We start from the raw sequence: 23,661 nt of genomic DNA, 5'->3' as shown, positions 1-23,661 counted from the left end.
GCGCTGGTGGCTGGATTGCTTCCGCTGTTGCTCTTTCAAGCTACGGCGGACAAGCTCGCTACGGCGTCGCCGGGAAGGGGGTGTCAGTTTCGGGCCTGCACCCTCAGGAATAGCGCGGTGTCGTTCACGATGGAGGTGAGCGCAGCCACTGACGGAAGTCCCGTGGGCCTTTCTCTTTCCACGAACTTCTCGATGATCGGGGCGTTCTTCTCGATGACCGGTTCGTCGCCGGCAGCCGCGACGTTGCCGAGCCGCGTTTCGATCCACTGCCAGAGATCTCGGATTTCCTCGGCGGATTTGCTGCCCGGCGCGTATTCGCAGACGGCGAGGCCGGCCGTCAGCGCGTCCTGGTGATCGTTCCGCATCATGATGATGGGACGGGCAACGATATCGTCGATATCCAGCGCGGCCTCGTCGCTCAGCAGGTTCTCCGCGCCGGCGAGGCGCGCCGCGCCCCGGATTGGGGCTTGGTTCAGGACATAGGCGAACGGTTTCTTCCACGCCCTGATGCAGCTGAGCGTCGGGGCGGTCGCCTCGATGTCGGCAATGCTCGGACGGGTCGGAATCAGGCAGAAATCGGCATAGCGAATCGCTGACGTGGTCGCGGCGGTGATACCGCCGGCGGTATCCACGATTGTCACAGCCACGCCCTCGCGCGCAAGTGATTGCAGGCGCTGTTCGACCTCCCTGGCGGCGTAAACCGGCTCGACGATCGGCGCGGCATAGGGGCGCCGGCGCTTCCAGTTCGAAAGCGTGCCCTGCGAGTCCGTTTCGATCACGCGGACATTGTGTCCGGCCCGGATGGCGGCAAGCGCAAGGCTGATGGCAAGCGTGCTTTTCCCGGAGCCGCCCTTCTGGGTGGCCAATACGATCGTCTGCATTTCAGGTCCTCTGGATAGCTTTCAGGCATTTGGATTACGCCACGAGCCGCGCCGCATTCTGCGACGCTGAGTTACGCGCTCGTTCAGACGTGCCCAGCCCGATCCAAAGGTCAGGGGATCGCGGTTGTCCGAATCAGTCTGCTTGCAATGATGCACGATTCTGGAATGGTGGTCATCCGGGCAAATACTGCCGCGCGGTGCAGTTTGTGCCCAGTGAAACCACAACAAGAAACGGGAAAACGGCATGACGGGTCATTGGCGGGATCGCGCAGCCAGCATTCCAGTTACACGAGGATGGAACGATGTCGGGTGCGGCGTGCTGGCGCGCAGACGGAACGCCATCGGCATCGGCGGCGGATTTGCGCGCGCCGGCGCGAGGTTCGGGCTTAGCTGACGGCAGCCCTGCGCGCGCCGGATTATTCCATTTGCCTGCCATAGCTCCGTTGTTTTACGGGAGATTTCGCAATCGGCGTGAGCGAACTGCGTACTAGTACGGTTTGCCGATTTGTCCTTTGTTCACGGTAACGCCTGACCCTCGATGCATTGAATTCCGGGCACTTTTGCCATTGCATTGATGGAGATCAAATCCGTGACGCTCGTGAACCTGAATATCCGGGGACGGTTGATTCTTGGCTTCAGCGTGCTTTGTGCGCTGCTCGCCGTGGTGGTCGGTACGACCATCGTCAAGGTGCGCGAAGTGAACGAGGCCACCAGCCGCACAGTGAACCTTCGTGTGCCGACCGCCATGACCGCGAGCGAAGTCGTCGCCGGGGTCTACGCTTCGCTGGCCTCGCTGCGGGGCTGGCTGATCACCGGCAATGATTCGTTCAAGACCGAGCGCGCGATGCTCTGGAAGGAAATGCAGCGCCACGGCGCCAGGATGGACGATCTCTCCGGCCATTGGACGGCCGAACAGAACAAGGCGGACTGGCGCCAGGCCAAGCTATTGCTCGACGAGCTGCGCAGTGCACAGGACAGGGCGGAAGCGATCGCCCATACCCTGGACGAACAGCCCGCGGCAAAGTTGCTCGCCACTGAAGCTGCGCCGCTCGCGAAGCTGATGCTGCAAAACGCCACCTCGATCATCGACGAGGAAGGGGGCATTGCCTCGACGGATGCGCGCAAGAGCCTCTTGATCGACTTCGCCGATCTGCGCGGCAGCATGGCCTCGGCGATCGGCGCCATTCGCGCCTATCTGCTGACGGCGGATGCCGCCTTCAAGACCGAATTCGAGCAGCTCTGGGCGCTCAATCAGAAAAAGTTCGAGGCGCTCGCGAAGCGGCGCAGCGAGATGACGGGCGGCCAGCAGAAGGCCTTCGACGCGCTCATCGCGGCCCGCGCCAAATTTGCGCCGCTGCCGCAGAAGATGTTCGAGATCCGCGCTTCGGACCGCTGGAACATGGCGCAGTGGTTTCTGACCAACGAGGCGGCGCCGCGCGCCAACAAGCTGCTCGACATCTTTGCCGGTGCCAAGGACGCCACCGGCGCGCGTGCCGGCGGAATGGTTTCACGGCAGCAGAACAATCTGAAACGGGATGGCGACGCCGTCCTTGCCGAGACAGGTTTCCTCGCGACGCTGCTCTGGGTGCTGCTCGGTGTCGGCATCGGCATCGCGGCGACGGTCGTGTACCTGACCAACCGGTCGATCGTGCCGCCGATCCTCAAGATGGTCGGCGCCATGGGCAAGCTCGCCGGCGGCGATCACTCGGTCGCTATCCCCGCGACCGACAGGAAGGATGAGCTCGGCCTGATGGCGAAGGCGGTGCTGATCTTCAAGGAGAACATGATCAAGGCCAAGGAGCTCGCCGACAAGGAAACAGAGGCAGTCAAGGCACGCATGGCGCGGGCGACGCGGGTCAATGAGCTGACCCAGGCGTTCGATAACAGCATTTCGAACGTGCTGCGGTCGGTGGCGTCGGCCTCGACCGAGCTGCAGGCGACGGCGTCGTCGATGACGGCCACCGCGGAAGAAGCCTCGAACCAGGCGACCGCGGTCGCGGCCGCGACCGAGGAAGCCTCCACCAACGTGCAGACCGTCGCGGCGGCCTCGGAGGAACTGGCGGGCTCGGTGACCGAGATCGGCCGGCAGGTGGCGCAGTCCGCCGCGATCGCGCAGAAAGCCGTCGAGGAGGCCGATCGCACGAACGTTACCGTCCAGGGGCTGTATGATGGCGCGGCCAGCATCGGCGACGTCGTAAAACTCATCAACGACATCGCCTCGCAGACCAACCTGCTGGCGCTCAACGCCACGATCGAGGCTGCGCGCGCCGGCGAGGCGGGCCGCGGCTTTGCGGTGGTGGCGTCCGAGGTCAAGAGCCTTGCCGAGCAGACCGCCAAGGCGACCGAGCAGATCGGGGCGCAGATCTCGGCGATCCAGAACTCGTCGAGCGAGGCCGTGACCGCGATCAAGGGGATCACCTCGACGATCAACGAAATGAACGAGATCGCGTCCGCGATCGCCAGCGCCGTCGAGGAGCAGGGCTCGGCCACGCAGGAGATCGCCCGCAACGTGCAACAGGCCGCGGCTGGCACCAGCGAAATCTCGGCGAATGTGGTCGGCGTTCAGCAGGCGGCCGGCGATACCGGGGCAGCCGCCCATCAGGTGCTGCAGGCGTCCAGCGAATTGTCGAAACAGTCGGAGACGATGCGCGGCGAGGTCGAAGCCTTCCTCAACAATATCAAGGCGGCTTGATCTGTTGGTGGCGCGCGCCCCGGACGCAGCGCAGCACGAAGTGAAGCGCTGCAGAGCCGGGGCCCATCGTTCCGCAGTGTAGGTCCCGGCTCTGCGAAGCAGCGTTGCACGCTGCATCGCGTCCGGGACACCAACGTCTACTTCCTCACGCAGATCACGCGAACCACGGACGCCTTGGCATCGGTCGATCCGCCGGTCGCATTGACGTCATTCGCCTTGAGGAAGCCACGCAACGTATCGGCGGTCACCAGCACCGCCTGCGCCGCCGGGGCGTCGGTCGCCGGCCCGGCGACTTGAACCGGCTTGAGCAATGCGACGCCGGCGAACTTGCCGTCGCCGTCCTGCGCGGGTGCGCCGGAAAAACCGATCGCCGGCGTCGGCGTCAGCGCGATATCGCTGCTGCCGCCGAGCTGGGCTACCGAAGCCTTGGCGCCGGTCACGGCCGAACCCCCGCCCTGAACTTGCGGATCGGCAATGCCGGTGAGATCGAGCGCCGTCTTCGCGGCAGGCTTGGCGAGGTCGAGTGCTTTCAGCCCGCGCGCGCCGTAGATGCGGAGCAGCGCGAGGTCGTGCGCCTTGTCCTCGGCGATGCGATCGGCATTGCCGAAGCCGGCGATCGCGATCGCGATGCAGCCGTCGGTGATCTGGCGGTCGGCAATGATGGCGCCGTCATCGCTGACGACGAGGCCGGTGCCGTATTCCACTGTCTTGCGCGGCGGCGGCCCGGCCGTTTGCGCCGCGGCCGGGAATGCGTTGAAGGCGCTCGACATCGCGATCACCACCGGCTCGACGGTGTTCTCGGTCGCCTGATCGTACATGATGGTGAGGATGCGGACCTCGTCGCCTCTGAACGTGCCGCGGATATAGAACTTCTTCAGGCCCTGCAGGCCGGACAGCACGAAGAAATCGGGCTTGACGACCGTGTAGTCGACGTTGCGCCCCGGCTCCTTCTTCTCGCGCTCGGCAAGCTTGGCCGTGGTGGGACCGGCCTCCTTGCGCCGCGCCAGTTGAACCTGGATCGTGCCGTTCGGCGAACTCCATTTGGTGCCGTTGGCGTCGCTGGCCTGCTGCGGCACCAGTTTTGTCGGAATGCCGAGGCGGGCGCCGGTGCCGGGATCGGTCGCGACCTTCCAGCCGACGCTCTCCTGCTTCTTCTTCGCGATTTCGGCAAGGACGCCGCGTTCCTGCGGATTGAGCACACCGGTCGGCTTGCCGCCGCGCGACTTCTGGAATTCCTTGATCGCATTGACCATGCGCTCGCTGACGTCGCCGGTGATGGCGCCGTTATATTGCCCGACCCAGGCAAGATCCGACTGCAGGGCCAGCCGCTCGGCCTGGCTCAGGGCCTTGGCGGTGTCCTCCGGTTTCTGCACCGCCGGACGGATCGGCTCCGTCGTCACCGGTTTCGGCTTCGTTCCGGCCGTCGAAGGCGGCGTCATCTGCGCCTGCGCCGAAGGACCGGAAACGACTAGGCCCAGGGCCGTCACCATCAATGTTGCCGAAAGCACCGATCTCATGACAAATCCCGGCAGAATAGGGGAGCGTAATCATTGACGCGCGGCCAATTAAGCACATCTGCTTGGTCGGCAACAACCGCGCCCCGGTTCAGGGGATCGCCGGTCGTTTCTCCTCATCCTGAGGAGCGGCCTTTTGGCCGCGTCTCGAAGGATGAAGGCCCGAGTCGGGCCGCATGGTTCGAGACGCGCGAAGACGCGCTCCTCACCATGAGGATCCGATAGCGCGGATGCAGGGAACAAAGTCCATGCTGACCGATGACGAACTCGAACGTTACGCCCGCCATATCGTGCTGCGCGACGTCGGCGGCCCGGGGCAGGCGGCGCTCAAGGATGCATCTGCGCTGGTGATCGGCGCCGGCGGCCTCGGCGCGCCGGTCCTGATGTACCTGGCGGCCGCCGGTGTCGGTCGGCTCGGCGTGGTCGATGACGACGTCGTCTCGCTGTCCAACCTGCAGCGCCAGGTCATTCACACCACGCCGGATATCGGACGGCTCAAGGTCGACAGCGCCGCGGAGACGGTTCACGCGCTCAACCCCCATGTTCAGTTCGAGGCTCACGCCGTTCGCCTCCGTGCCGGGAACGTGATGCCGCTGATCGACGACTACGATCTCGTGCTCGACGGCTCCGACAATTTCGAAACCCGTTATCTCGTGTCCGATGCCTGCTTCTTTGCCGGCAAGCCGCTGATCACGGCGGCGCTCGGCCAGTTCGACGGATCGCTGACCACGATCCGGGCGCATGAACGCGACGCCGACGGCCACTACAATCCGACCTATCGCTGCTTGTTTCCCGAACCGCCGCCGCCCGGCACCGTGCCGGCCTGTGCCGAGGCCGGCGTGATGGGCGCGCTCGCGGGCATGCTGGGCTCGATGATGGCGCTGGAGGCGATCCGCGAAATCGTCGGCTTCGGCGAGAGCCTGGTCGGCCGGCTCGTGATGGTCGATGCGCGCGCGATGCGTTTCGAAACGCTGCGCTACACGCGCGACCCGCAAAACCCGCTCAACGGCGATACGCCTGTCATCATCGATCTGAGCGGGCACGCGGCGTAGCACCCCGCTCAGCTACGGGCCGATGCGCTTCTCGCTATCCATGTGCGCGAGCTGGGCTTCCGGATAGCGTGCACCAGCGGCCGCTCCAGGCGGAAACGCCTCGGCCAGTGCGGCCAGATGGGCTGGCGTCAGCCGGACATCGAGCGCGCCGAGCGCCTCGGCGAGACGATCGCGGCGGCGGGCGCCGACCAGCGGCACGATATCGCGACCCTGCGCCGCGACCCAGGCGATGGCGGCCTGCGCCGGCGAAGCGCCGACGTCATCGGCAATTCGCCGCAATGAGTCAGCGAGCATCAGGTTCGCATCAAGATTGCTGCCCTGAAAGCGCGGGCTAAGGCTGCGGAAATCCTGCGCGGCGGAACGATCCTTGGTCCAGTGGCCGCTGATCAGGCCGCGCGCCAATACGCCGTAGGCGGTGATGCCGATGCCGAGCTCACGGCAGGTCTTCAGGATGTCGCTCTCGATGCCGCGCGCGAGCAGCGAATATTCGATCTGCAGATCGACGATCGGATGCACGGCGTGCGCGCGGCGAATGGTGTCGGAGCCGACCTCGGAAAGGCCGATATGCCTGATCCAGCCGGCCTTGATCATGTCGGCCATCGCACCGATGGTTTCCTCGATCGGCACATCGGGATCGAGCCGTGCGGGACGATAGATGTCGATCGCATCGACGCCGAGCCGCTGCAGCGAATAGGCGAGGAAATTCTTGATCGCCGCCGGGCGGCTGTCATAGGCGGACCAATTCCTGGCGGGATCGCGCAGCGCGCCGAATTTGACGCTGATCTGCAGATTGTCGCGATTGCGCGAGGCGAGCGCTTCGCGGATCAACATCTCATTGTGGCCCATGCCGTAGAAGTCGCCGGTATCGAGCAGCGTGATGCCGGCATCGAGCGCGGCATGGATGGTGGCGATGCTTTCGCCGCGGTCGGCAGGGCCATAAAAGTCTGACATGCCCATGCAGCCGAGGCCGATGGCGGAGACACTTGGGCCCGTCTTGCCGAGGTTGCGCTTTTCCATGGTGGTTCTCCTCGTGATCGGTGGCGGCGATGCCGCCGTAATGACGAGGCTGATATGAACCTTCCACGCCCGCGCGATAAGCTGGACAATTCGAAATAGCTTGTTCAATATATCGAACAATGAAGGATTTCGATCTCCGCGATCTCGACGCGTTCGTTGCCGTGGCGCGCACGCGCAATTTCCGCCGGGCCGCCACCGAGCAGGGCGTCTCCGTCTCGAGCCTCAGCCAGCGCCTGCGCGACATGGAGGAGCGGCTCGGCGTCCGCCTGATGAACCGCACCACGCGCAGCGTCGCGCTCACCGAAGCCGGCGAGCTTTTGTTGGCCCGTGTTGCGCCCGCGATGTCCGACGTCGGCGCGGCGCTGGACCAGGTGCGCGGCCTCCGGTCCGTGCCGTCGGGGCGGCTGCGCATCAACGCGCCGCCGCCGGCGATCGATCTGGTGCTGGCGCCGATGGTCGCGCCGTTCCTTCAGGCGCATCCAAAAATCGATCTGGAAATCGTCGGCGACAGCTCGTTCGTCGACATCGTGGCCCAGGGTTTTGATGCTGGCGTGCGCTATGGCGAGCACCTGGCGCAGGATATGATCGCGGTCCCGCTCGGGGCGCCGCAGCGCTACGCGGTGGTGGCCTCGCGCGAATATGTCGCGCAGCACGGCCGCCCGAAACATCCGAAGGAGCTGCTCGAGCATTCCTGCATCCGCACCCGGTTCGGCAGCGGCGCGATGCTGGACTGGGAATTCGAGAAGACGGGCCGCGTCGTAAAAGTCTCGCCGCCGGCCAAGCTGGTCGCGACCTATCTCGGCCTTGCGCTACGCGCCGTCCATGACGGCGTCGGCTTCTGGCTGACCTTCGAGGGCTATGTTCGTTACGGCATCAAGTCGGGCGCGCTGGTCAGCGTGCTCGACGATTGGTGCCCGCCGTTTCCGGGGCCGTTTCTGTATTACCCGAGCCGGCGTCAGCCACCGCCGGCGCTGGCCGCGTTCGTGACGTTCGTCGCGCAATGGCGCAGGCAGGAGCGGCGAAAGAGCGAAAAATCCTCCGTCGTCCCGGCCAAGCGGAGCGCGAGCCGGGACCCATAACTACCGATGTTGCTTGTCGGAAGAGCTGGAGCGCCAGTTTGTCGTAATCACAAAGGCCGGTGGTTATGGGTCCCTGCGTTCGCAGGGACGACCTCGTTGAGACATCCCGTTTACAGCATGCTGGGCAGCACGCGGTCCGGCGGCTTGTGATTGTCGAGGAAGGTTCTGATGTTGATGATCACCTTCTCGCCCATCTCGACGCGGCCTTCGATCGTGGCCGAGCCCATATGCGGCAGCAGCGTCACCTTGCCGGCCTTGGCGAGGCGCACCAGCTTCGGGTTCACCGCGGGCTCGTGCTCGTAGACGTCGAGCCCGGCGCCGCCGACATCGCCGGCTTCCAGCAACTTGACCAGCGTGTCCTCGTCGATCACCCCGCCGCGCGCGGTGTTGACGATGTAGGCGTCCTTGCGGATCAGCTTCAGCCGCCGCGCCGACAGCAAATGATAGGTCGCCGGCGTATGCGGACAGTTCACCGAGATGATGTCCATCCGCGCCAGCATCTGGTCGAGGCTTTCCCAATAGGTCGCCCCGAGTTCCTCGGCGATCATGGGGGCCACGGGGCGGCGGTTGTGATAGTGGATCTGCAGGCCGAAGGCGCGGGCGCGGCGGGCGACCGCCTGGCCGATCCGGCCCATGCCGATAATGCCGAGGCGTTTGCCGCCGATGCGATGGCCGAGCATCCAGGTCGGGGACCAGCCCGGCCAGTTCTTGCCGTCGGGAAGGATCGTTGCGCCTTCGATCAGTCGCCGTGGCACGGCGAGTATCAGCGCCATGGTCATGTCGGCGGTGTCCTCGGTCAGAACTTTCGGCGTGTTGGTCACCGTGATGCCGCGCGCATGCGCCGCCGTGACGTCGATATTGTCGACGCCGTTGCCGAAATTGGCGATCATGCGCAGCTTGCAGTCGGGATGGTTGATCATCGTCTCGTCGATCATGTCGGTGACGGTAGGCACCAGCACATCGGCCGAGCGGGAGGCTTCGGCAATCTGCTGCGGTGTCATCGGCGTGTCGTCGAGGTTCAACCTCGCGTCGAACAGCTCGCGCATCCGCGTCTCGATCGAGTCCGGCAGCTTGCGAGTGACGACGACGAGGGGTTTTTTCTTAACCGACATGTCCAGCTCTCATGAGGGACGACGTAAAGCGCGCCGTTCAGGCCTCATTAACCCGGTTGTTCGACACTGCGGTGGCCACGCGGTCCCGGCATCCGGCTGTTTCGTGAGGTAAGTCCCTTGGGTTCCCCAATACTTGCCTCGGATTTTCGGCAGAAAATTCGGGCGTTCTGGTTCTTGGCGTTCCGTCCTCTCTATCAGAAGGCCGGGCCAAGACAAGAACCCCTCGGACGCCGCAAGCCGGCTGCGACCAAGCGCGGCACGGGGGTTTGGGGTTATTCGGGCGTAGCGGGCGGTTTCAACTCGGAGATTTTGAGTTGCACCTGTCTGGCAGGAGGCGAGTTGATGGCGTTGGGGCGTTTCTGTTCGGTGGCGGTGCTGGCGGCGTGCTGGTTTTTTGCTTCCGTCAGCACGGGATTTTCGGCCAAGGATTCGGCCACCACTTCGAGCGGCCTGCCGGTGCCCCGATATGTCAGTCTCAAATCCGATCATGTGAACGTCCGCGCCGGCCCGACCAAGGACAATGACGTCGCCTGGGTCTACACCCGCTCCGGCCTGCCGGTCGAAATCACCGCCGAATTCGAGAACTGGCGCCGCGTGCGCGATTCCGAGGGATCCGAGGGCTGGGTCTATCACTCGCTGCTGTCTGGTCGCCGCACCGCGGTTGTCACCATGAAGAGCAAGGACGAGCTGGCATCGATCTATGATCGTCCCGATAAGACCAGTGCGGTGGCGGCCCGCCTGCAGGCCGGGGTGGTCGCGCAGGTCAAGAAATGCGCCAACGGCTGGTGCCGGGTGATCGGCAACGGCTTTGACGGCTGGATCGAGCAGCAGCGCCTGTGGGGCGTCTACGCCGACGAGAAGGTGGATTGAGTTTCTGTCGTCCCTGCGAACGCAGGGACCCATACGCCGCGGCCCATCAATGGGGCGCGCGCGTAGACGCCTTCTGTCACAACATAGATTTGTGGTTATGGGTCCCTGCGTTCGCAGGGACGACAGCTAGCGCTTCTTGCGCAGCCGCACGACCATGTCGACGCGGGAAATCTCGTAGCCTTCCGGCACGTCGGGCATCTTCGACAGCACCAGATGCGGATCGGGAATGTCGACCAGCTCGTGGTTGTTCTCAAGATAGAAGTGGTGGTGCGCGGTGACGTTGGTGTCGAAATAGGTCTTGGTGCCGTCGACCGAGACCTGGCGCAGCAGGCCGGCATCGGTGAGCTGGTTGAGGGTGTTGTAGACGGTGGCCAGCGATACCGGCACCTTGGCCAGTGTCGCCTCCTCGTAGAGCATTTCCGCGGTCAGGTGGCGGGCGCCCTTGCCGAACAGCAGCCAGCCCAGAGCCATGCGCTGGCGGGTGGGCCGAAGACCCGCGGCCTGCAGCATCTCGTTGACATCGTGCCAGGGACAGCCGGTCAACGCCGGCTGATGTCCGGCGGCACGGGCGGCCGGATCGATACCGTCGTCGTTCAGGGGCGAGGCTTGGTCGTTCATGTCCACTTCGGGCACCACACGCGCTAACTTGGGCAATATTCTTGCTCAATATAAAAGGAAATCAGGTAGATGCAAGTTTTTCGCAACTAGAACTGGCCCAGGGTTAAGCAAGGACAAGCAGCGGTTAGGCAGGAACAAGCGGCGTTTTTGCCCGTTCCAGTGCTTTGCCGGGCCGTCATGCCTATGTTACAGAGCGCGCGGACCACATATGCGATTTCGGCAGAGGCAAAGGCCGATAGCACCCTAAGTAGCGCCAAATTGCGGGAACAAGCGTTCCCGTAGGGAAACGGGTCCGGTTCGCTCACAAAGCGCTCCATCGGGACATCTAAATAGAGGCTGAAAGACGATGCTGGATCGGCGCAGCGGTTATGAATACGAGGATTTGCTGGCCTGCGGTCGCGGCGAGATGTTCGGCCCGGGCAATGCCCAGCTGCCGCTGCCGCCGATGCTGATGTTCGATCGCATCACCGAAATCAACGACAATGGCGGCGAGTTCGGCAAGGGTCTGATTCGGGCAGAGCTCGATGTGAAGCCCGACCTGTGGTTTTTCGGCTGCCACTTCAAGAATGACCCTGTCATGCCGGGCTGTCTCGGCCTGGACGCAATGTGGCAGATGGTCGGATTCTACCTCGGCTGGATCGGCGGCGAGGGGCGGGGCCGGGCGCTGGGACTGGGGGATTTGAAGTTCTCCGGCCAGGTGCTGCCGAACGCCCGCAAGGTTGTGTACAACATCGACATGAAGCGCGTGATGCGTTCAAAGCTGGTGCTCGGCGTCGCCGACGGCTGGCTTTCCATGGATGGCGAGATTATCTATCGCGCCAAGGATCTGAAGGTCGGACTGTTCAAGCAGGGCACCGAGCCAGCCTGAACGGCACGATCACACAGCAGCACATTTCTCAAGCAACGGAACGGCAGGGCGAGGCAGTCATGAAGCGGGTTGTCATCACGGGGATGGGGATCGTCTCATCCATCGGAAACAACACCCAGGAAGTGCTTGCGAGCCTTCACGACGCGAAGTCCGGAATCACGCGCGCGGCGAAGTATGCCGAAATGGGCTTCCGTTCGCAGGTGCAAGGTGCGCCGACGCTCAATCCGACCGACGTCATCGACCGCCGCGCGATGCGCTTTCTCGGCGAGGGCGCGGCGTGGAATCACGTTGCGATGGAGCAGGCGATCCAGGATTCCGGCCTGACGCCGGCTGAAGTATCCGATGTCCGTACCGGCATCATCATGGGCTCGGGCGGGCCGTCCGCGCGCACCATCGTCGAATCCGCCGATATCACCCGCACCAAGGGGCCGAAGCGCGTCGGACCGTTTGCGGTGCCGAAGGCGATGTCGTCGACCGCGTCGGCCACGCTTGCGACCTGGTTCAAGATCAAGGGCGTGAACTACTCGATCTCCTCGGCCTGCGCGACCTCGAACCATTGCATCGGCAACGCCTATGAGACGATCCAGATCGGCAAGCAGGACGTGATCTTCGCCGGCGGCTGCGAGGAGCTCGACTGGTCGCTGTCGGTGCTGTTCGACGCCATGGGCGCGATGTCCTCGAAATACAACGATACGCCTGCCACTGCCTCGCGGCCCTACGACATCAGCCGCGACGGCTTCGTCATCGCCGGCGGCGCCGGCGTCGTGGTGCTGGAAGAGCTCGAGCACGCCAAGGCGCGCGGCGCGCGCATCTATGCCGAAGTGGTCGGCTATGGCGCGACGTCAGACGGTTACGACATGGTCGCGCCGTCGGGCGAGGGTGCCGAGCGCTGCATGCGCATGGCGATGTCGACCGTGAAGACGCCGATCGACTACATCAACCCGCACGCCACCTCGACGCCGGCCGGCGACCCGCCGGAGATCGAGGCGATTCGAAAAGTGTTCGGCACCGGCGAGAAGTGCCCGCCGATTTCGGCGACCAAGGCGCTGACCGGCCACTCGCTCGGCGCCACCGGCGTGCAGGAAGCGATCTATTCGCTGCTGATGATGAACAACGGTTTCGTCTGCGAGAGCGCCCATATCACCGAGCTCGATCCTATCTTCGCCGACATGCCGATCGTGCGCAAGCGCATCGACAACGCCAAGCTCGGCACCGTGCTGTCGAACTCCTTCGGCTTCGGCGGCACCAACGCCACGCTGGTGTTCAAGCGGATGGACGCTTGATTTGGTTTTTGCGATCGCTCGTTTGCGGCAACAGCCTCGCAGGCGGCGGGTGGTGACCTTGCAACAATCCGAAACGGAGTGGGCATGATTATTGAACCGCGCGTGCGAGGGTTCATCTGCACGACGGCGCATCCCGCCGGCTGCGCCACGAACGTCCGTGAGCAGATTGCTTACGTTCTGCACCAGGGCCCGATTGCGGAATGTCCCAAGCGCGTCGCCGTGCTGGGATGTTCGACGGGGTACGGCCTCGCGAGCCGCATCGTTGCGACTTTCGCCGGCGGGGCGGACACCATCGGCGTATCATTGGAGCGCGAGCCCACAGCGACCAGGACAGGCAGCGCCGGCTTCTACAACAACCGCGCCTTCGAGATCGAGGCGCAGAAGATCGGACGGTCTCCCCTCACGCTCGAGGGCGACGCCTTCTCCGACGAGCTGAAGAAGACCTTCATCGACTGTGTGCGTGAAAAGTTCGGACAGCTCGACCTGCTGGTCTACAGCATGGCCGCGCCGGTCCGCACCGATCCGGTCACCGGCAAGACCTGGCGCTCGGCGATCAAGCCGCTCGGCGCTCCCGTCGACATCAAGACCCTCAACACCGAAACCGGTGAGGTCTATGAGACCACCATTGCACCGGCGAGCGAAGATGAGGCCACCGCGACCGTCGCGGTGATGGGCGGCGAGGACTGGAAGCGCTGGATCGACCAGCTCGCGGACGCCGGTGTGCTGGCGCCCGGCTTCCGGACGCTGAACTACACCTATATCGGCAGCGAACTGACTTGGCCGATCTACTGGCATGGTACGCTAGGTCGCGCCAAGGTCGATCTTGACCGCAAGGCAGAAGAGATCCGCAGCAGACTCGGCCAGGACGCCGCCCGCGTGGTGGCGCTGAAGGCCGTCGTGACGCAAGCGAGCTCGGCGATCCCGGTGGTGCCGCTCTATGGCACGGTGCTGTTCAAGGTGATGAAGCAGCTCGGGCTCCACGAAGGCTGCATCGAACAGATCGATCGCCTGTTCCGCATGCGTCTTGGCCCGAATGCCGAAGTTGACGACGCGATGCGCCTTCGGGTCGATGATTGGGAGCTTTCGCCGGACGTTCAGAAGGAGGTGTCGCGACGCTGGCCGCTGCTCTCCACGGAGACGCTCGGCGAACTGGCGGACCTTCCGGAATACAGGAGAGAATTTCTTCGCCTGTTCGGCTTTGGCATCGACGGCGTCGATTACGCGGCGGACGTGGATCCCCGCGTGGTCACGTGAGCCCTTGGTGAGTGTCGTAGGATGGGTAGAGCGCAGCGAAACCCATCGAATCCCTAAGCGGAGCGATGATGGGTATCGCTTCGCTCCACCATCCTACGCATTTCACCCCGCGGCGATCTTCTCGGCGCGCTGAAACGCCGGTCGCGACACGATGCGATCGAGATAGGCGTCGAATGACGGCCGCGACGGCACTATCTTGAATACCCGCACCGCAAAGTTCAGCCCGGCGCCGATCGTGATGTCGGCAGCCGAGAATCTTTCGCCGAGAATCCAGGGGCCTTTCTGCAGCGCGGCGTCGAGCACATCGAAGGTCTGGGTCGCGCTGCCCCATGCCGCCGTGCTCGGCGGCACTTCCAGCTTGGTGTAGATCTGGATGATCGCCGGCTCGATGCAGCTTGGTGAGAAAAACAGCCACTGCAGATAACGCGCCCGCAGCGGATCGGTGACATCAGGCGCGAGATTGGTTTCCGGATAGCGGTCGGCGATATAGGCGCAGATCGCCGCCGCCTCGCCGAGCGCAGCCTCGCCGTCCTGCAAAGCGGGCACCTTGCCCATCGGATTGATCGCGAGATATTCCGGCGCCTTCTGCGCGCCGGTCGAAATGTCGGTCAGCACGCGTTCATAAGGCAGCCCGGATTCTTCCAAGAGCCAGATTGCGGAGAACGAGCGCGAGCGGGGCGACCAATAGAGTTTTATCATGGCAAAACCTTTCATCGGCGTTGGGCGAGCAGCGGCGGCGGTTCAAGCGACATGCCGGTCGGCTTGCAGCGACCTCGCTCAATCATTGCTGAGATAACTTGGCAGAACCTCGTCAAGACGCGCCGCAATCAGCGCGCGCGTCCTCTCGCGAAGCGTTGCGTTTCCTGCGGCCGCGGCCGCCGGCTCAGGGAACTCCGAGTTATCGAGCTTCGTGAGCGGATCCTCGCCCAGTTGCAGCCCTCGGGCCAGCCTCGCGCCAAAATTCCCGAGCGGGCGGTTGATCCTCTCATAGGTGCTGCCGTCGAGCATACTCAATGAAACATTGGCGAAAAGTTCTGCGCGCCTGAGGACCGAGCCAAGTCCGCGGCTATAAACGCCGACACCGTCCAGTGTGAGATTGGTGTTTGCAAGCTGTGTCTTGTATCTGGTCAGGACAAGATATCGTTCGCAGTTCGCGGTCGGCGTGATGCTTTTGACGATCGCCGAAAGGCCCTCGCGAGGATCGGGCAGAAATCGCGATGTCGGGTTATAGAAGGGCTCGAACGCGCCTTTTGGATATCCGATCCGCCTTACCCCCGGATCGGCGCCGGTCACCGCGCGTATCCGCGCAACGGCGAGATCGTCCAGTCCCCATCCGTTGACCGCGACCGCGCTCACCTCGGTCTCAAAGACCGTGAGCCCGAATTTCTGCACCGAAAAGCGATCCTCGATCGCCGCAATGATGCCAAGCCGGCAAGGGCCGGTCTCGGCAACCGGCGGTTTCGTGGCGGCCTTGGCCTTCGGCGCCGCCTTTTTCGCCACAGGTTTGGAAGATGGCGCTGCCGCCGGGTTTGTTGCAGGGGTTTGAGCCCATCCCGCTGTCGTGAAGCATGACATGAGGATGACGGCGGCAGTGATGTTACGCAACATGATCCGAACGAAGACAGTTGATGACGACAAGGACAAAAACTACAGCGTGCGCGCTCCGTCCGCAAGCAACGCTGCGGCTTTCAGGCCGATTTTCGCCATCGATAGTATTTCATCATGAAACCGTTCTTCGGCTCGAGCTCTTCTTTCTCGAACATAAAGCCTTCGCGCTCGTACCAGCGCCACGCCTTTTCATTCCCGCGCGCAGCGCAGCCAGATCTCGTCAGGCATTTGTTGCCGCGTGAAGGCGAGCAGGCGGCGCCCGAGACTACTGCTCTGATATTCGGGCGCGACGAACAGCTGGTCGAGATAATGGTCGGACACATGCAATGCGAGCATCGCCGCCAGCACGCCCTCGTCGTCGGCGACGTAAAGGCTCCAGCCCTTTTCCACTTCCATCGGGATGCGCGTGCGCAACTTGGCCAGCAGGGAATCGCTGGCGTCTTCCAGCCCAGTCGAACACCAGCTGTTCATCCAGACGCGCGCGATCTCGTCATACTCGTCGGACCGGGCGGGGCGGATCACAGGCTGCGGCATCGGATGCTTTCGTGGTCTCTTCGGGCTGTCGAATTCGACGGCGGGACTGAAGGATTCAAGTCCGCGCTTTCCGCGACGATGACTTCGCCTCGCGCTGCGCGCGCAACGCATCCGCCGCGAGGCAGACCACTTCGGAGATCTGCAGCAGCTGGCCGGCAAGCGGACTTGTCTTGCGCCAGACCATGCCGATGGTGCGCGACGGCTGCGGGTTCTTGAAGCGCGCGACCGAGACCGACGCCGATCGTGTCTCCACGCCGACGGCCATTTCCGGAATCAAGGTGACGCCGATCCCGGCGCCGACCATCTGAACGAGGGTCGACAGCGAGCTTGCGTCCAGCACTTCGCGCGGCGGCGACGACTGCATGTTGCAGAACGACAGCGCCTGGTCGCGGAAACAATGGCCCTCCTCGAGCAGCAGCAGCCGCATTTCGCGCAAGCTTTCGTGGCTCGGCACCGGCGTGCCTTCGTCCCAGCCCGGCCGCACCAGCAGAAACGTCTCCGAAAAGCACGCGACCTCGGTCAGCGAGGGTTGCGAAACCGGCAGCGCGACGATCGCGGTATCCAGCCGGCCCTCGGTGACCTCCTTGATCAGCCGCGGCGTCTGGGTCTCGCGAACGTGAATGTCGAGTTCCGGATGCATGCGCGAAAGATTCTCGATCACTTTCGGCAGCAGATAGGGCGCGATCGTCGGGATCACGCCGATGCGCAGCCGCCCGGCGAGCCGGTCCTGTGAGGCGCGGGCGAAATCGCCGAGCTCATCGACCGATCGCAGGATGTCACGGACCCGCTGGACGATTTCCTCACCGAACTTCGTCAGGGAAACCTGCCGCGCGCCGCGTTCCAGCAGCACGCCGCCCAGGGCCTCCTCCATTTCCTTGATCTGCATCGAGAGCGCCGGCTGCGAGATGGAACAGGCCTCGGCCGCGCGCCCGAAATGGCCGTGACGGGCCAGCGCGTCGAAATAGCGGAGCTGCCTAAGCGTAATCTGGAACATCAGATAATCTTATCAGACAATCTTATCGGTTCGATCATTAAAATCAACTTCCCCTGATGGATGGGCCTGCTTAGATTGCTTCCAATCCAAACAAGACGCGACCCCAGGAGATAATCATGGACGATCAGACAAAATGCCCGTTCTCGGGCGGCAATCGCGCGCGCACAAACCGTGACTGGTGGCCGGATGCGCTCGACGTTTCCATCCTTCACCGCAATTCCGATCTCTCCGATCCGATGGGCGAGGCGTTCGACTACGCCAAGGAGTTCAAGAGCCTCGACCTCAACGCCGTCATCAAGGATCTGCATGCGTTGATGACGGAATCGCAGGACTGGTGGCCAGCCGATTTCGGTCACTATGGCGGCCTGATGATCCGCATGGCCTGGCACAGCGCGGGCACCTATCGCATCACCGACGGCCGTGGCGGCGCCGGCGCCGGTCAGCAGCGCTTCGCGCCGCTCAACAGCTGGCCTGACAACGCCAACCTCGACAAGGCGCGCCGGCTGCTCTGGCCGATCAAGCAGAAATATGGCCGCAAGATCTCGTGGGCCGACCTGATGATTCTCGCCGGCAACGTCGCGCTGGAATCGATGGGCTTCAAGACGTTTGGTTTTGCGGGTGGCCGCGCCGATGTCTGGGAGCCGGAAGAGCTGTTCTGGGGACCTGAAGGCACCTGGCTTGGCGACGAACGCTATAGCGGCGAACGCCAGCTCGCCGAGCCGCTTGGCGCCGTGCAGATGGGCCTGATCTACGTCAACCCGGAAGGGCCGAACGGCAATCCGGACCCGGTTGCGGCGGCCAAGGACATCCGCGAGACCTTCTTCCGCATGGCGATGAACGACGAAGAGACGGTCGCGCTGATCGCCGGCGGCCACTCCTTCGGCAAGACCCATGGCGCCGGCGATCCGTCGCTGGTTGGCGCGGACCCCGAAAGCGGCGCCATCGAGGATCAGGGACTGGGATGGAAGAGCAAGCACGGCACCGGCGTCGGCCCTGATGCCATCACCGGCGGCCCGGAAGTCACCTGGACGCAGACGCCGACCAAGTTCAGCAATCTGTTCTTCAAGAACCTGTTCGAAAACGAATGGGAGCTGACGCAAAGCCCGGCCGGGGCCAAGCAGTGGCGGGCCAAAAATGCCGAAGCTACGATCCCGGACGCCTATGACAAGTCGAAGAAGCATGTGCCGACCATGCTGACCACCGACCTGTCGCTGCGCTTCGATCCGGCCTACGAAAAAATCTCGCGGCGCTTCTACGAGCACCCCGAGCAGTTCGCCGATGCGTTTGCGCGGGCCTGGTTCAAGCTCACGCACCGCGACATGGGCCCGATCGCGCGCTATCTCGGCCCGCTGGTGCCGAAGGAGACGCTGATCTGGCAGGATCCGATTCCGGCGGTGGATCATCCCGCGATCGGTGAAGCGGACGTCGCCGCGCTGAAGACGAAGATCCTCGGCTCCGGCCTCACCGTGCCGCAACTCGTCTCGACCGCATGGGCGTCGGCCTCGACGTTCCGCGGCTCCGACAAGCGCGGCGGCGCCAATGGCGCGCGTATCCGTCTCAGTCCGCAGAAGGACTGGGAGGTCAACCAGCCGGCCGAACTCAAGACGGTGCTCGCCAAGCTCGAGGCGATCCAGAAGGAGTTCGGCAAGAAGGTCTCGCTGGCCGACCTGATCGTGCTCGGCGGCGTTGCGGCGGTCGAGAAGGCCGCCAAGGATGCCGGCGTCGACGTCAAGGTGCCGTTCACGCCGGGCCGCGCCGATGCGTCGCAGGACCAGACCGACGTCGAGTCCTTTGCGCCGCTCGAGCCGCGGGCCGACGGCTTCCGCAACTACGTCAACAGCAAGAAGCACCAGTTCATGAAGCCCGAAGAGGCGCTCGTGGACCGGGCGCAATTGCTGCGGCTCACCGGGCCGGAGCTCACGGTGCTGGTCGGTGGCCTGCGCGTGCTCGGCGCCAATTTCGGCGGCTCCAAGCACGGCGTGTTCACCGATAAGCCCGGCACGCTGACGAACGACTTCTTCCTCAACCTGCTCGACATGGGTACGCAATGGCAGCCCGCCGGCTCCGATGGCGTCTATGAGGGCCGCGACCGCAAGACCAAGGCGGTCAAGTGGACCGGCACCCGCGTCGACCTGATCTTCGGCTCGCACGCGCAGCTCCGCGCGTTCGCGGAAGTCTATGGCTGCTCGGATTCGAAAGAGAAGTTCGCCAAGGACTTCGTGGCGGCGTGGACCAAGGTGATGAACCTCGACCGCTTCGACATCGCCTGAGCCTCACGGCTTAAATGAAAGGGCGGCCTCACGGGCCGCCCTTTTGATTTCGGGCTAAGGAGCATGATGATTGTTGGTTGGATGGGATTGGCCGCAGGCGGGCGCTTTACCTCTCCCGCTTGCGGGGAGGTCGGCGCGAAGCGCCGGGTGGGGGCTCTCTCCACTCGGGTAGTGTCGCCCGTGGAGACACCCCCACCCCGACCCTCCCCCGCAAGCGGGAGAGGGAGCGCACCTTCTTCGTGGTCGCAACCAATTCAAATTTCAACGTGCTTAAGCGGCCGTCCCGCGCTCACACGCCGAGCGTGCCGGCCTTTGCTGCCGCATAGCGCTCGGCGATTTTGGCCCAGTTCACCGTATTCCACCACGCCTTGAGATAATCGGCACGGCGGTTCTGGTAGTTCAGATAATAGGCGTGCTCCCAGACGTCGTTGCCCATCAACGCGCGTTTGCCGTCCATCATCGGATTGTCCTGGTTCGGCCGGGTCTCGATCGCGAGCTTGCCGTCCTTGTTGACGGTGACGAACACCCAGCCGGAGCCGAACTGGCGTCCGCCGGCGGCGTTAAAGTCGTTCTGGAATTTTTCCATGCCGCCGAGGTCGCGGTCGATCGCGGCGAGCACTTCGCCTTCAGGCTTGCCGCCGTTCGGGCCCATGATCTCCCAGAACATGGTGTGGTTGGCATGGCCGCCGAGATTGTTGCGGACGGTGAATTTGATGCTGTCGTCGAGCGCATTCAGATTGCCGAGCACGTCCTCGATCTTCGCCGTCCCAAGCTGCGGGTTGGTCTTGGCGACATTGTTGAGATTGGCGACGTAGGCGGCGTGGTGTTTGCCGTGATGGATTTCCATCGTCTTGGCGTCGATGTGGGGCTCGAACGCATTGGTCGGATAGGTCAGTGCCGGCAGCGTGAAGGGGCCGGTCGGGGCCTCCGCCGGGGCAGGAGCGGCCGCCTGCGCAAAGACGAGACGTGGGGCTGCAACCGCAGCTGCAAGACCGGTTGCAGCAAACATCAGATGGCGCCGGGACATGGATGACATCGACTTCTCCTTACCTGTAGATGAACTCTGTGAATATGCGTTGGGATGGAACGCCGTAGGCCGCTGCGGGTGACAAGTTACGGATGAGGGGTGGAATCGGGTCTCGTTTCTCTCCTCATCAACCTGCGACGTAATCGCACAGGTGCTGCCGTCCCGGCAATGTAACCCCGGCGGGCAACAAAAAAGGGCGGCCGTTCGGCCGCCCCCTTGTTCACATTTTAGCGATGCCTTACTCGCCGGCGGCTTCGCGCGGCGCCTGGCCTTCCGCCTTCTGCTTGGCCTCGAGATCCTCGCCGGTGGCCTGGTCGACCACCTTCATCGAGAGCCGGGTCTTGCCGCGGTCGTCGAAGCCGAGCAGCTTGACCTTGACCTTGTCGCCTTCCTTGACGACGTCGGAGGTCTTCTGCACGCGGTTCGCCGCGAGCTGGCTGATATGGACGAGGCCGTCCTTGGCGCCGAAGAAGTTCACGAAAGCGCCGAACTCCATCACCTTGACCACGGTGCCTTCGTAGATCTGGCCGATCTCCGGATCGGAAGCGATCGACTTGATCCACTTGATTGCGGCCTTCATCGCCTCGCCGTCGTTGGAGGCGACCTTGACGGTGCCGTCGTCCTCGATGTTGACCTTGGCGCCGGTCTTCTCGACGATCTCGCGGATCACCTTACCGCCGGTGCCGATCACTTCACGGATCTTGTCGGTCGCGATCTTGAAGGTCTCGATGCGCGGCGCGTATTCGCCGAGCTCGGCGCGGGCGTTGGTCAGCGCCTTGGCCATTTCGCCGAGGATGTGGACGCGGCCTTCCTTGGCCTGGCCGAGGGCGACCTTCATGATCTCCTCGGTGATGCCTTCGATCTTGATGTCCATCTGCAGCGAGGTGATGCCCTGGTCGGTGCCGGCCACCTTGAAGTCCATGTCGCCGAGATGATCCTCGTCGCCGAGAATGTCTGAAAGCACCGCAAAGCGCGAGCCTTCGAGAATGAGGCCCATCGCGATGCCCGCGGTCGGCCGCTTCAGCGGCACGCCGGCGTCCATCAGCGCCAGCGAGGCGCCGCACACCGAGGCCATCGACGACGAGCCGTTGGATTCGGTGATCTCGGAGACCACGCGCACCGTGTAGGGGAATTCATGGTGCGGCGGCAGGACGGGATGGATCGCGCGCCAGGCCAGCTTGCCGTGACCGACCTCGCGGCGCTTGGTGCCGCCGAGACGTCCGGTCTCGCCGACCGAATAGGGCGGGAAGTTGTAGTGCAGCAGGAACGTTTCTTTGTACGTTCCCGACAGCGCATCGATGTATTGCTCGTCCTCGCCGGTGCCGAGCGTGGTCACGACCATCGCCTGGGTCTCGCCACGGGTGAACAGCGCCGAGCCGTGGGCGCGCGGCAGCACGCCGACTTCTGCGATGATGTTGCGCACGGTCTTGACGTCGCGGCCGTCGATCCGCTTGCCGGTGTCGAGGATGTTCCAGCGAACGATCTTGGCCTCGAGCTCCTTGAACACGCCGGCGATGCGCAGCTTGTCGTATTTCGGCTCCTGGCCTTCCGGGAAGTAGTGCGCGAGCACCTTTTCCTTGGCCGCGCCGACGGCCGCGTAGCGCTCCTGCTTGATCGGGATCGCGTAGGCGGTGCGCAGGTCCTGCTCGATCAGGCCGAGCATTTCCTTCTCGATCTCGCTGTTGTCGATCGCGGTGACCTCGCGCGGATCCTTGGCGGCCTTCTCGGCGAGCTCGATGATCGCCTTGATCACCGGCTGGAAGTGGCGATGGCCGAACATGACGGCGCCGAGCATGATCTCTTCCGACAGCTCCTTGGCCTCGGATTCGACCATCAGCACCGCGTCCGACGTGCCGGCGACGACCAGGTCGAGCTGGGTGTCGGTCATCTCGTCGAGCGTCGGGTTGAGGATGTATTCGTCGTTGCTGAAGGCGACGCGGGCGGCGCCGATCGGGCCCTTGAACGGCACGCCCGACAGCGTCAGTGCCGCTGACGCGGCGACCATCGACAGCACGTCGGGGTCGTTCTCCATGTCGTGCGAGAGCACGGTGACGATCACCTGGGTTTCGTTGCGCCAGCCGTCGGCGAACAAGGGGCGGATCGGGCGGTCGATCAGGCGGGAGACCAGCGTCTCCTTTTCGGTCGGGCGCCCCTCGCGCTTGAAGTAGCCGCCGGGAATGCGGCCCGCGGCGTAGGTCTTTTCCTGGTAGTCGACGGTCAGCGGCAGGAAGTCGACGCCTTCGCGCGGCGCCTTCGCGGCGACGACGGTGGCGAGCACCACGGTCTCGCCATAGGTGGCGATCACGGCGCCGTCGGCCTGACGGGCGATCTTGCCGGTTTCCAGTTTGAGGGGACGTCCACCCCAGTCGATCTCGACGGAATGCTTATTGAACATATCGGTTTCTTTCATGGGTTCACGAGAGAGCAGCGCCCAAAAACACAAAGACCATGCGCAAGATGGCGAGATGCTGATCGCAATGGGAGATCAGCATCCGGCGATCCTGCCATGGTCTTTATCTTTCGGATGGCGTCCATCCTCTCGGCAGTCACGGGCACCTTGCCCTGTCCAGCGGCCGGATTGCTGCTGGACGTTGTCGAGCATGATCCTGATCGGATGATGCTCCCTTGCGCATGATCGTCTCCGACAATCGGAGCCCGTTTTCTTCGGATGATCATGCGAAAACGCGCGCAAACTGCGCGCGCGTGTACGCTCAAATCAACGACGAATGTTATGCTTTTCGAGCAAGGCCTTGTAACGCGCCTCGTCCTTCTTCTTGATGTAGTCGAGAAGCGAACGGCGCGTCGACACGAGCTTCAGAAGGCCGCGGCGTGAATGATTGTCTTTCACGTGGGTCTTGAAGTGGCCCGTCAGATTGTTGATGCGTTCCGACAGGATCGCAACCTGCACTTCGGGCGAACCGGTGTCGCCGGCTTTGGTGGCATTCGTCTTGATGACTTCCGCTTTGCGTTCGGCGGTAATCGACATCG

Annotated in this window: 19 protein-coding genes and 1 pseudogene; 8 read left to right on the top strand and 12 right to left on the bottom strand. The window is 63.7% G+C overall.

Translation table 11 applies throughout. The annotated features are described in order from the left end of the window. Positions 1–83: 83 nt before the first annotated feature. Positions 84–881: a ParA family protein gene (locus QA643_RS00380; RefSeq protein ID WP_283031248.1), complete on the bottom strand. Its 798-nt coding sequence runs from the start codon at positions 879–881 to the stop codon at positions 84–86. Between the two features lie 589 nt (positions 882–1,470). Between QA643_RS00380 and QA643_RS00375 the strand changes: the two genes are divergently transcribed. Continuing rightward, the gene (locus QA643_RS00375; RefSeq protein ID WP_283031247.1) at positions 1,471–3,573 is read left to right on the top strand and encodes a methyl-accepting chemotaxis protein; all 2,103 of its coding nucleotides are present in this window, start codon (positions 1,471–1,473) and stop codon (positions 3,571–3,573) included. 137 nt (positions 3,574–3,710) lie between these two features. Here QA643_RS00375 and QA643_RS00370 read toward each other — a convergent pair whose 3' ends face one another. Beyond that, a complete protein-coding gene (locus QA643_RS00370; RefSeq protein ID WP_283031246.1) occupies positions 3,711–5,090 on the bottom strand; it encodes a peptidoglycan-binding protein in 1,380 nt (459 codons plus the stop codon). Between the two features lie 245 nt (positions 5,091–5,335). Here QA643_RS00370 and moeB point away from each other — a divergent pair, with 245 nt between their 5' ends. Next, positions 5,336–6,139 (top strand): molybdopterin-synthase adenylyltransferase MoeB, encoded by an 804-nt coding sequence (moeB, locus tag QA643_RS00365; protein WP_283031245.1) that lies wholly within the window; start codon positions 5,336–5,338, stop codon positions 6,137–6,139. Between the two features lie 12 nt (positions 6,140–6,151). Here moeB and QA643_RS00360 read toward each other — a convergent pair whose 3' ends face one another. Beyond that, positions 6,152–7,156: an aldo/keto reductase gene (locus tag QA643_RS00360; protein ID WP_283031244.1), complete on the bottom strand. Its 1,005-nt coding sequence runs from the start codon at positions 7,154–7,156 to the stop codon at positions 6,152–6,154. Positions 7,157–7,275: 119 nt separating this feature from the next. Here QA643_RS00360 and QA643_RS00355 point away from each other — a divergent pair, with 119 nt between their 5' ends. Further along, a complete protein-coding gene (locus QA643_RS00355; protein ID WP_283031243.1) occupies positions 7,276–8,235 on the top strand; it encodes a LysR family transcriptional regulator in 960 nt (319 codons plus the stop codon). Positions 8,236–8,345: 110 nt separating this feature from the next. Here the strand turns inward: QA643_RS00355 and QA643_RS00350 are convergent, their stop codons facing one another. Further along, positions 8,346–9,347, bottom strand: coding sequence for a D-glycerate dehydrogenase (locus tag QA643_RS00350; protein ID WP_283031242.1), 1,002 nt, complete (start codon positions 9,345–9,347; stop codon positions 8,346–8,348). Between the two features lie 342 nt (positions 9,348–9,689). Here QA643_RS00350 and QA643_RS00345 point away from each other — a divergent pair, with 342 nt between their 5' ends. Beyond that, positions 9,690–10,217: an SH3 domain-containing protein gene (locus QA643_RS00345; protein WP_283031241.1), complete on the top strand. Its 528-nt coding sequence runs from the start codon at positions 9,690–9,692 to the stop codon at positions 10,215–10,217. Positions 10,218–10,343: 126 nt separating this feature from the next. Here QA643_RS00345 and irrA read toward each other — a convergent pair whose 3' ends face one another. Beyond that, entirely contained in the window at positions 10,344–10,835 is a 492-nt protein-coding gene (gene irrA, locus QA643_RS00340) for an iron response transcriptional regulator IrrA (RefSeq protein ID WP_065752496.1), read from the bottom strand. Positions 10,836–11,181: 346 nt separating this feature from the next. Here irrA and fabA point away from each other — a divergent pair, with 346 nt between their 5' ends. The 3 genes from fabA to fabV all read left to right on the top strand — a co-directional run bounded on the left by fabA (position 11,182) and on the right by fabV (position 14,240). Then, positions 11,182–11,703 carry a 3-hydroxyacyl-[acyl-carrier-protein] dehydratase FabA gene (fabA, locus tag QA643_RS00335; RefSeq protein ID WP_283031240.1) on the top strand — a complete coding sequence of 174 codons (522 nt, stop codon included), beginning with the start codon at positions 11,182–11,184 and terminating at the stop codon, positions 11,701–11,703. A gap of 59 nt (positions 11,704–11,762) precedes the next feature. Next, positions 11,763–12,986 carry a beta-ketoacyl-ACP synthase I gene (gene fabB / locus QA643_RS00330; RefSeq protein WP_283031239.1) on the top strand — a complete coding sequence of 408 codons (1,224 nt, stop codon included), beginning with the start codon at positions 11,763–11,765 and terminating at the stop codon, positions 12,984–12,986. Positions 12,987–13,070: 84 nt separating this feature from the next. Beyond that, positions 13,071–14,240, top strand: coding sequence for an enoyl-ACP reductase FabV (fabV, locus tag QA643_RS00325; protein WP_283031238.1), 1,170 nt, complete (start codon positions 13,071–13,073; stop codon positions 14,238–14,240). A 102-nt stretch (positions 14,241–14,342) separates the two neighbouring features. Here fabV and QA643_RS00320 read toward each other — a convergent pair whose 3' ends face one another. From QA643_RS00320 to QA643_RS00305, 4 genes and pseudogenes are all read right to left on the bottom strand, one after another. Continuing rightward, complete coding sequence (locus tag QA643_RS00320; protein WP_283031237.1) at positions 14,343–14,939, bottom strand: glutathione S-transferase family protein; 597 nt, start codon at positions 14,937–14,939, stop codon at positions 14,343–14,345. A gap of 78 nt (positions 14,940–15,017) precedes the next feature. Next, a complete protein-coding gene (locus QA643_RS00315) occupies positions 15,018–15,632 on the bottom strand; it encodes a hypothetical protein (RefSeq protein WP_283031236.1) in 615 nt (204 codons plus the stop codon). Between the two features lie 296 nt (positions 15,633–15,928). Continuing rightward, positions 15,929–16,382 (bottom strand): annotated as a pseudogene (locus tag QA643_RS00310) (GNAT family N-acetyltransferase). 55 nt (positions 16,383–16,437) lie between these two features. Further along, on the bottom strand, positions 16,438–17,376 hold the full coding sequence (locus tag QA643_RS00305; protein ID WP_283031235.1) for a LysR substrate-binding domain-containing protein: 939 nt from the start codon (positions 17,374–17,376) through the stop codon (positions 16,438–16,440). A gap of 116 nt (positions 17,377–17,492) precedes the next feature. On the opposite strand from QA643_RS00305, the gene katG reads away from it, so the two are divergent. After that, positions 17,493–19,646, top strand: a complete 2,154-nt coding sequence (gene katG / locus QA643_RS00300) for a catalase/peroxidase HPI (RefSeq protein ID WP_283031234.1) — start codon at positions 17,493–17,495, stop codon at positions 19,644–19,646. Positions 19,647–19,935: 289 nt separating this feature from the next. Here katG and QA643_RS00295 read toward each other — a convergent pair whose 3' ends face one another. From QA643_RS00295 to rpsO, 3 genes are all read right to left on the bottom strand, one after another. Beyond that, complete coding sequence (locus QA643_RS00295; protein ID WP_283031233.1) at positions 19,936–20,682, bottom strand: superoxide dismutase; 747 nt, start codon at positions 20,680–20,682, stop codon at positions 19,936–19,938. Between the two features lie 229 nt (positions 20,683–20,911). Further along, a complete protein-coding gene (pnp, locus tag QA643_RS00290; protein WP_283035073.1) occupies positions 20,912–23,068 on the bottom strand; it encodes a polyribonucleotide nucleotidyltransferase in 2,157 nt (718 codons plus the stop codon). A gap of 321 nt (positions 23,069–23,389) precedes the next feature. Further along, on the bottom strand, positions 23,390–23,659 hold the full coding sequence (rpsO, locus tag QA643_RS00285) for a 30S ribosomal protein S15 (RefSeq protein WP_028347859.1): 270 nt from the start codon (positions 23,657–23,659) through the stop codon (positions 23,390–23,392). Between the last annotated feature and the right edge of the window lie 2 nt (positions 23,660–23,661).

This window comes from Bradyrhizobium sp. CB3481 (assembly GCF_029714305.1).
Lineage (GTDB): Bacteria > Pseudomonadota > Alphaproteobacteria > Rhizobiales > Xanthobacteraceae > Bradyrhizobium.
Note: the sequence above shows the minus strand (reverse complement) of the source record. Positions and strands in the feature narration are given on the sequence as shown.

What these genes read in the sequence shown, in the direction of transcription:
- QA643_RS00370 (WP_283031246.1), bottom strand. Translation starts at nt 5,090, where the DNA reads ATGAGATCGGTGCTTTCGGCAACATTGATGGTGACGGCCCTGGGCCTA.
- katG (WP_283031234.1), top strand. Translation starts at nt 17,493, where the DNA reads ATGGACGATCAGACAAAATGCCCGTTCTCGGGCGGCAATCGCGCGCGC.
- fabB (WP_283031239.1), top strand. Translation starts at nt 11,763, where the DNA reads ATGAAGCGGGTTGTCATCACGGGGATGGGGATCGTCTCATCCATCGGA.
- irrA (WP_065752496.1), bottom strand. Translation starts at nt 10,835, where the DNA reads ATGAACGACCAAGCCTCGCCCCTGAACGACGACGGTATCGATCCGGCC.
- QA643_RS00380 (WP_283031248.1), bottom strand. Translation starts at nt 881, where the DNA reads ATGCAGACGATCGTATTGGCCACCCAGAAGGGCGGCTCCGGGAAAAGC.
- moeB (WP_283031245.1), top strand. Translation starts at nt 5,336, where the DNA reads ATGCTGACCGATGACGAACTCGAACGTTACGCCCGCCATATCGTGCTG.
- pnp (WP_283035073.1), bottom strand. Translation starts at nt 23,068, where the DNA reads ATGTTCAATAAGCATTCCGTCGAGATCGACTGGGGTGGACGTCCCCTC.
- QA643_RS00355 (WP_283031243.1), top strand. Translation starts at nt 7,276, where the DNA reads ATGAAGGATTTCGATCTCCGCGATCTCGACGCGTTCGTTGCCGTGGCG.
- QA643_RS00295 (WP_283031233.1), bottom strand. Translation starts at nt 20,682, where the DNA reads ATGTCATCCATGTCCCGGCGCCATCTGATGTTTGCTGCAACCGGTCTT.
- QA643_RS00360 (WP_283031244.1), bottom strand. Translation starts at nt 7,156, where the DNA reads ATGGAAAAGCGCAACCTCGGCAAGACGGGCCCAAGTGTCTCCGCCATC.
- QA643_RS00305 (WP_283031235.1), bottom strand. Translation starts at nt 17,376, where the DNA reads ATGTTCCAGATTACGCTTAGGCAGCTCCGCTATTTCGACGCGCTGGCC.
- fabV (WP_283031238.1), top strand. Translation starts at nt 13,071, where the DNA reads ATGATTATTGAACCGCGCGTGCGAGGGTTCATCTGCACGACGGCGCAT.
- QA643_RS00350 (WP_283031242.1), bottom strand. Translation starts at nt 9,347, where the DNA reads ATGTCGGTTAAGAAAAAACCCCTCGTCGTCGTCACTCGCAAGCTGCCG.
- QA643_RS00345 (WP_283031241.1), top strand. Translation starts at nt 9,690, where the DNA reads ATGGCGTTGGGGCGTTTCTGTTCGGTGGCGGTGCTGGCGGCGTGCTGG.
- fabA (WP_283031240.1), top strand. Translation starts at nt 11,182, where the DNA reads ATGCTGGATCGGCGCAGCGGTTATGAATACGAGGATTTGCTGGCCTGC.
- QA643_RS00320 (WP_283031237.1), bottom strand. Translation starts at nt 14,939, where the DNA reads ATGATAAAACTCTATTGGTCGCCCCGCTCGCGCTCGTTCTCCGCAATC.
- rpsO (WP_028347859.1), bottom strand. Translation starts at nt 23,659, where the DNA reads ATGTCGATTACCGCCGAACGCAAAGCGGAAGTCATCAAGACGAATGCC.